The sequence below is a fragment of the Pseudomonas sp. PS01270 genome (genome assembly GCF_029959775.1).
Lineage (GTDB): Bacteria > Pseudomonadota > Gammaproteobacteria > Pseudomonadales > Pseudomonadaceae > Aquipseudomonas > Aquipseudomonas atacamensis.
In genome coordinates this window covers 1-7023 of sequence record NZ_JASCPT010000193.1, presented here as the reverse complement: position 1 = coordinate 7023, position 7023 = coordinate 1, and the positions used below count along the sequence as shown (strand labels likewise).

At 63.1% G+C, this 7023-nt stretch carries 5 protein-coding genes; 3 read left to right on the top strand and 2 right to left on the bottom strand.

What is annotated here, in order from left to right:
* Positions 1 to 87: 87 nt before the first annotated feature.
* The gene (locus QMX86_RS26790; RefSeq protein ID WP_282387229.1) at positions 88 to 1425 is read right to left on the bottom strand and encodes a SidA/IucD/PvdA family monooxygenase; all 1338 of its coding nucleotides are present in this window, start codon (positions 1423 to 1425) and stop codon (positions 88 to 90) included.
* A gap of 133 nt (positions 1426 to 1558) precedes the next feature.
* A complete protein-coding gene (locus QMX86_RS26785; protein ID WP_016773904.1) occupies positions 1559 to 2041 on the bottom strand; it encodes a sigma-70 family RNA polymerase sigma factor in 483 nt (160 codons plus the stop codon).
* A gap of 280 nt (positions 2042 to 2321) precedes the next feature.
* Between QMX86_RS26785 and QMX86_RS26780 the strand changes: the two genes are divergently transcribed.
* From QMX86_RS26780 to QMX86_RS26770, 3 genes are read left to right on the top strand one after another with little or no spacing between them, the layout of a single operon-like run.
* Positions 2322 to 3485, top strand: a complete 1164-nt coding sequence (locus QMX86_RS26780) for an efflux RND transporter periplasmic adaptor subunit (protein WP_282387231.1) — start codon at positions 2322 to 2324, stop codon at positions 3483 to 3485.
* Complete coding sequence (locus tag QMX86_RS26775; protein WP_130929778.1) at positions 3486 to 5456, top strand: MacB family efflux pump subunit; 1971 nt, start codon at positions 3486 to 3488, stop codon at positions 5454 to 5456. It begins immediately after the preceding gene.
* A gap of 7 nt (positions 5457 to 5463) precedes the next feature.
* Positions 5464 to 6858 (top strand): efflux transporter outer membrane subunit, encoded by a 1395-nt coding sequence (locus tag QMX86_RS26770; protein WP_130929779.1) that lies wholly within the window; start codon positions 5464 to 5466, stop codon positions 6856 to 6858.
* The last annotated feature ends 165 nt before the right edge of the window (positions 6859 to 7023 follow it).

Here is a 7023-nt window from a genome sequence, read left to right as displayed (position 1 = left end):
GGCTCGCTCCCACATTCTGGCCTGCGTTCACAGAACCATTGTGGGAGCGAGCCTGCTCGCGAAGGCGATATGTCAGACAATGCAGATTCAGCTGGCAGTCGCCAACAACAGCTCCGCCACGGAACGGCTGTGCCCGCGCTGTTTGCCATGCTCGTACAACGAGCCAGCGATTTCATCGGCGCGAATCGGCAGCACCGACAGCAGCGTATCGCTCAGGCCATGGCTGGCCTGGCAGAAGCCCTGCATATATATGCCGGCCTTGCAGCGCTCGTCGGTGATCAGTTTGTAGTTGCGATCGACTTCGAATTCGCCGAGGTATTCCTCCAGCGGCGCGAGCAACTTGCGGTGCATCTGCCGCTCGTAACCGGTGGCCAGCACCACGGCGTCATAGATTCGCACCGTGACTTCGCCGGTGGCATTGTTGCGCACTGCCAGTTCGATACCGTTTGCCGTGGCAGTGGCACTCTCGACGGTGGTCAGGGTGCGGAAGGCATGGCGGGCAATCCCGGAAACCTTCTGCCGATAGAAGATGCCGTAGATGCGTTCGATCAGGTCGATGTCGACCACCGAATAGTTGGTGTTGTGGTACTCGTTGACCAGACGCTCGCGCTCGACGCTGTTCTGCTGGAACACCAGATCAGTGAATTCCGGCGAGAACACTTCGTTGACGAATGGGCTGTCGTCCGCAGGCTTCAAGGCCGAGCCGCGCAGGATCATGTCGACCTGCACCGACGGGAATGAATCGTTCAGGTCGATAAAGGCTTCCGCCGCGCTCTGCCCGCCGCCGATGATGGCGATGCTCATCGGTTGGTTGTTTACGCACGGCTGCCTGGCCATTTGCGACAGATACTGCGAATGGTGGAACACCCGATGATCGCCATTCAGCGCCTTGAACGCCTCTGGAATGCGCGGTGTGCCGCCAGCGCTGACCACCACCGAACGCGTGGTACGCACGAATTGCTGGCCGTCGCTGCCCCGGGAAATCACCCGCAACGCTTCAACCTGCTGGTTGTGCAATACCGGTTCGATGAACTGCACTTCTTCGCCATAACGGCTCTGCGCGGTGAACTGCCCGGCCACCCAGCGCAGGTAGTCGTTGTACTCCATGCGGCATGGATAAAAGGTGCCGAGGTTGATGAAGTCGACCAGACGCCCGTGGTGCTTGAGGTAGTTGACGAACGAGTAAGGGCTGGTCGGATTGCGCAGGGTCACCAGGTCCTTGAGGAAGGAGATCTGCAACTCGCTCTGCGTCGACAAGGTGTTGCCGTGCCAGCTGTAGGTGGCCTGCTTGTCGAGGAACAGCACATCCAGTTCGCCCTGGATCCGGCCCCGCTCTTGCAGGGCGATGGCCAGTGCCAGGTTCGAAGGGCCGAAACCGACGCCGATCAGGTCGTGAACGATGGGCGATGCAATTGCCTGTGTCATTTCCAGTGTCCTCTGGATGAACCCCTCAACGCGGGGAAATAAAGCCTGGGTGGCCTGACCGGCCTGAATCAGGTCAGCAGGTCGTCTGTTGAGTAGGAACGAGGACGATGAAAGGAAATTTAACCGGCGCGGCTCACTGGCCATCCCATTGCTGGATGCGCAGGCGGCAATGCTTCATGGCGTTGACGATGTGTTTTTCCACCAGCGCCCGGGAGATGCCGAGGGTCTGAGCGATTTCCGGATGGGACATTCCTTCGATCTTGCGCAGCAGAAAACTGTCGCGGCACAGCGGCGGCAACTCGGCCAGTGCGCGCTGGAGCATTTCCAGACGCTGGCCGTGATCGAGGGTGCCGTGGGGGGACGGGGTGAAATAGCGCTCTTCGTTATCCAGCACGTCCAGCGATTCGACCTGGCGCAGCGCGTTGCGGCGGTGATCGTCGATAACCAGGTTCAACGCGGTGCGATAAAGGAAGGCCCGGGGTTGTTCGATCGGCACCTCGCTGGAGCGCTCCAGCACCCGTACATAGGCGTCATGCACCACATCCTCGGCGACCTGACGGTTGCCCAGTCTGGCGTTGAGGAAACACACCAGCTCACGATAGTAGTTTTCCAACATGACTCCCGACCGCATCGATGCCGTTTCTGTCCTTGAGCGCACTGATCAGACCTGCGAATCACGCAGTAGCAAGATAGTGGCAACTTGAGGTACGTAATTTATAGTAATTCTCATATAGATTTAAAGAGTTGATTCCATATCCCGGACAAATAGTCGTGGCCCGGCGTCCGGTAACTCGATGTGTCTGCGGCTAAATTCCGTCGCCCATGCCTCGTTTACAGGACAGCCCCTGTGTCTGTCGTGCCTTGCGACGGGCCGCAACCACTGGCCGGAACCCTGCATGAATCGTCCCCGCCCCGCCCGTCGCGCGCTGTTTGCCGCCCTCTGTCTGATTCCCGTGATCGCCGTCGCTGCCTGGCAAGTCTTGCCACCCGGTCGCGACGCCGTTGCCACTGTGCAGGTCAGCCGCGGCGATATCGAAAACAGCGTGACGGCGCTCGGCACCTTGCAGCCGCGCCGCTATGTGGATGTCGGCGCACAGGCTTCGGGGCAGATTCAGAAGATTCACGTCGAGGCCGGCGATACGGTCAAGGAAGGCCAGTTGCTGGTGGAAATCGACCCGTCGACACAGAAAGCCAAGCTCGATGCCGGGCGTTTTTCCATCGAAAACCTCAAGGCGCAGCTGCAGGAGCAACGCGCCCAGCACGATCTGGCGCAGCAGAAATACCAGCGCCAGCAGAAACTCGCCGCCGGTGGCGCCACCCGCGAAGAAGACGTGCAGACTGCGCGCGCCGAGGTTCGCGCAACCCAGGCGCGGATCGACATGTTCCAGGCGCAGATCCGTCAGGCCCAGGCCAGCCTGCGCAGTGACGAGGCGGAACTCGGTTACACGCGCATCTATGCGCCGATGAGCGGCACCGTGGTCGCCGTCGGTGCGCGGGAAGGCCAGACCCTCAACGCGCAACAACAGACCCCGCTGATCCTGCGCATCGCCCGGCTGTCGCCGATGACGGTGTGGGCCGAGGTTTCAGAGGCCGACATCGGCCACGTCAAACCCGGCATGAGCGCCTACTTCACCACCCTCAGCGGCGGCACTCGGCGCTGGAGCAGCACCGTGCGGCAGATCCTGCCGGTGCCGCCGCGTCCGCTTGAACAGAACCAGGGCGGCAGCCCCAACAGTGGTCGCAGTGGCAGCGAACGGGTGGTGCTGTACACCGTGCTGCTCGATGTCGATAACGCCGACAACAGCCTGATGACCGACATGACCGCCCAGGTGTTCTTTGTCGCGCAACAGGCGCAAGACACTTTGACCGTGCCGACTGCCGCCCTGCAACCGGGTTCGCGTCCGCAGTGGCAGCGGGCGCAGATCGTCGCTGCCAACGGCGATATTCAGGCGCGTGAAGTACGCACCGGCATCAGCGATCGCCTGCGCACCCAGGTGCTCGAAGGTCTGGCCGAGGGCGAGCATGTTCTCAGCGCGCCGGCCACTGGTCATGGAGGCTGAATGCACACGCCCCTGATCGACCTGCGGCAGATCCGCAAAGCCTATGGCGGTGATGACAGCCCGCTGGTGGAAGTGCTGCGCGGGATCGATCTGTCGATCCATGCCGGCGAGTTCGTTGCGATTGTCGGCGCCTCCGGTTCGGGCAAATCGACGCTGATGAATATCCTCGGTTGCCTCGACCGTCCCACCAGCGGCGAGTATCTGTTCGCCGGGGAAAATGTCGCGCATCTGGACAGCGATGAACTGGCCTGGCTGCGCCGCGAAGCCTTCGGTTTTGTCTTTCAGGGCTACCACCTGATTCCCTCCGGCTCGGCCCAGGAAAACGTTGAGATGCCAGCGATCTACGCCGGCACCCCGGCCGCCGAGCGGCATGCCCGAGCTCACGCGCTGCTGCAACGTCTTGGCCTCGGCACTCGCACCGGCAATCGTCCGCATCAGCTTTCCGGCGGCCAGCAACAGCGGGTGTCGATCGCCCGTGCGCTGATGAATGGCGGCCATATCATCCTCGCCGACGAGCCGACCGGCGCCCTCGACAGCCACAGCGGCGCCGAGGTCATGAGCCTGCTCGACGAACTCGCCGATCAGGGTCATGTGGTGATCCTCATCACCCACGACCGCGAAGTGGCGCAACGGGCCAAACGCATCATCGAAATCCGCGACGGCCTGATCATCAGCGACAGCGCCGAGTACGCGTGCGCGCCGCCTGCGGCCAATCCCGGCGCGTTGCAAGCGGTCGACCTGCGCCAGCGCCTGAGCAACGGCAGCAGCCAGACCGGCGCCTGGAAAGGTGAACTGCTCGACGCTGTACAAGCGGCGTGGCGGGTGATGTGGATCAACCGCTTTCGCACGGCGCTGACCCTGCTGGGCATCGTCATTGGCGTGGCCTCGGTGGTGGTCATGCTCGCCGTCGGCGAAGGCAGCAAGCGTCAGGTCATGGCGCAAATGGGTGCGTTCGGCTCGAACATCATTTACCTCAGCGGCTCGGCGCCGAACCCGCGTACGCCGGAGGGCATCATCACCCTCGACGACGTCGCCGAACTGTCCGCCCTGCCCCAGGTGGAGCGCATCATGCCGGTCAACGGCTCGACCGCCGCGGTGCGCTTTGGCAACGCCGACCACAGCAGCTACGTCGGCGGCAATGACACCAACTTTCCGCAGATTTTCAACTGGCCGGTGATCCAGGGCAGCTACTTCACCCAGGCCGACGAGGACAGCGCCGCCGCCGTCGCGGTGATCGGCACCAAGGTCCGCGACAAGTTGCTCAAGGATGTCGACGACCCCATCGGCCAATACATCCTCATCGAAAACGTGCCGTTCCAGATCCTTGGCGTGCTTGCGGAAAAAGGCGCCAGCTCCGGCGACTCCGATAGCGACAACCGCATCGCCGTGCCGTATTCGGCGGCGAGCACGCGCCTGTTCGGCAGCCGCAATCCGCAATACGTGGTCATCGCGGCCAAGGATGCGCGCAAGGTCAAGGACGCCGAACAGGCCATCGAACAGGCAATGTTGCGTCGGCACCACGGCAAGAGGGATTTCGAGCTGACCAACAATGCCGCGATGATCCAGGCCGAAGCGCGCACGCAAGGCACGCTGTCGCTGATGCTGGGGGCAATTGCGGCGATTTCCCTGCTGGTCGGCGGTATCGGCGTGATGAACATCATGCTCATGACCGTACGCGAACGTACCCGCGAGATCGGTATTCGCATGGCCACCGGCGCCCGTCAGCGCGACATCCTCCGTCAGTTTCTCACCGAAGCGCTGATGCTCTCGGTGGTCGGCGGAATCGCCGGAATCGGCCTGGCGCTGCTGGTTGGCGGCGTGTTGTTGCTCAGCGGCGTGGCGATCGCCTTTCAAGGGCTGGCGGTGACCGGTGCGTTTGCCTGTGCGCTGGTCACCGGCGTCATTTTCGGCTTCATGCCGGCCCGCAAAGCTGCCCGGCTTGACCCGGTCACGGCCCTTACCAGTGAATGATCGACCTATGAAAGTGCGACTGACCTTCCTCGCCGCCAGCCTGTTGCTGGCGGCCTGCAGCAGCCCGGCGCCGCGCCTGGACAGCGGCGTGCAGCCACCGAGCGCGTGGCAGTCCGCCGACACCCCCGGCGCGCTGCAGAGCAATCGGCAATGGTGGACGCAATTCGGCAGCCCCGAGCTGGAGCGACTGGTGGAACAGGCGCGGCTGGGCAGCTACGACCTCGCCGCCGCCGTGGCGCGGGTCAGACAGGCCGAGGCCAGCGCAACCATTGCCGGCGCCCCGCTGCTGCCGGAACTCAAGGCCGGGCTGAATGCCAATCGGCAGAAACTGATCCACGGCAAGGGCTACAGCCAATTGGATGTCAGTCCCGAGAATCGCTCGCTGGACTATTACGATGCCGAGCTCAGCGCCAGTTACGAAATCGATTTCTGGGGCGGCAAGCGTGCCGCCCGCGACAGTGCGGTGTTCGGCGTGCAGGCCAGCGAATTCGATCGCGCCACCGTCGAGCTGACCTTGCTCAGCGGCGTCGCCAACAGTTACACCCAGGCCCTGGCCTTGCGTGAGCAGGCGCGCATTGCCGAACTCAATCTGAAAAATGCGCAGAATGTGCTGCAGCTGGTGCAGACCCGCTTCGACGCCGGCAGCGCCACCGCGCTGGAACTGGCCCAGCAGAAAAGCCTGGTGGCCGAACAACAGCGTCGCCTGCCGCTGGTGCAACAACAGGCCCGCGAAGCACTGATCAGCCTCGCCGCCCTGCTCGGCCAACCAGTGCAAACGTTACCGTTGCCCACACAATCCTTCGGCCAATTGCACTGGCCGGACATCGCCAGCGGCGTGCCGAGCGACTTGCTGAGTCGGCGTCCGGACATTGCCAGCGCCGAGGCCAAGCTTGCGGCAGCCCAGGCTGATGTCACCGTCGCCCGCGCCGCGATGCTGCCGAAAATCACCCTGACCGCCAGCCTCGGCAGCGGCGCCGATCTGGCCGCCGATTTGCTGCGCACGACGTTCTACAACCTGTCCTCGGGGCTGACCGCGCCGATCTTCAACAACGGCCGCCTCAGCGCCGAACGCGACAAGGCCAAGGCGCGGCAGGACGAATTGCTGGAGACCTATCGCGGGGCAATCATCAACGGCTTCGCCGACGTCGAAAAAGCCCTCAGCAGCATTCGTGGCCTCGACGAACAACGGCAATGGCAAAGCGAAGAACTGAACCAGGCACAAACCGCCTTCGACATCGCCCAGAGTCGCTACCAGGCCGGCGCCGAAGACCTGCTCACCGTCCTGCAAACCCAGCGCACGCTGTATGCGGCGCAAGACCTCAACGTACAACTGCGCCTGTCGCGATTGCAGGCGAGCATTGCCTTGTACAAAGCGTTGGGGGGTGGTTGGGAGGTGATCTGAGGGCAACGCGTCGACTGAACTGACGCCTTCGCGAGCAGGCTCGCTCCCACAGGGAGCCTTGGTCGTGCCGAAAATTTCTGTCCAGACCGAATTTCATTTGTGGGAGCGAGCCAGCGTCGGGAGGGGTGCCGTGAGGCACGGTTGGATATGAATGACCCCCCCCCA

Bases quoted from the DNA above. Each gene is read 5' to 3' on its own strand.
- QMX86_RS26785 (WP_016773904.1), bottom strand. From the start codon at position 2,041: ATGTTGGAAAACTACTATCGTGAGCTGGTGTGTTTCCTCAACGCCAGA.
- QMX86_RS26780 (WP_282387231.1), top strand. From the start codon at position 2,322: ATGAATCGTCCCCGCCCCGCCCGTCGCGCGCTGTTTGCCGCCCTCTGT.
- QMX86_RS26770 (WP_130929779.1), top strand. From the start codon at position 5,464: ATGAAAGTGCGACTGACCTTCCTCGCCGCCAGCCTGTTGCTGGCGGCC.
- QMX86_RS26775 (WP_130929778.1), top strand. From the start codon at position 3,486: ATGCACACGCCCCTGATCGACCTGCGGCAGATCCGCAAAGCCTATGGC.
- QMX86_RS26790 (WP_282387229.1), bottom strand. From the start codon at position 1,425: ATGACACAGGCAATTGCATCGCCCATCGTTCACGACCTGATCGGCGTC.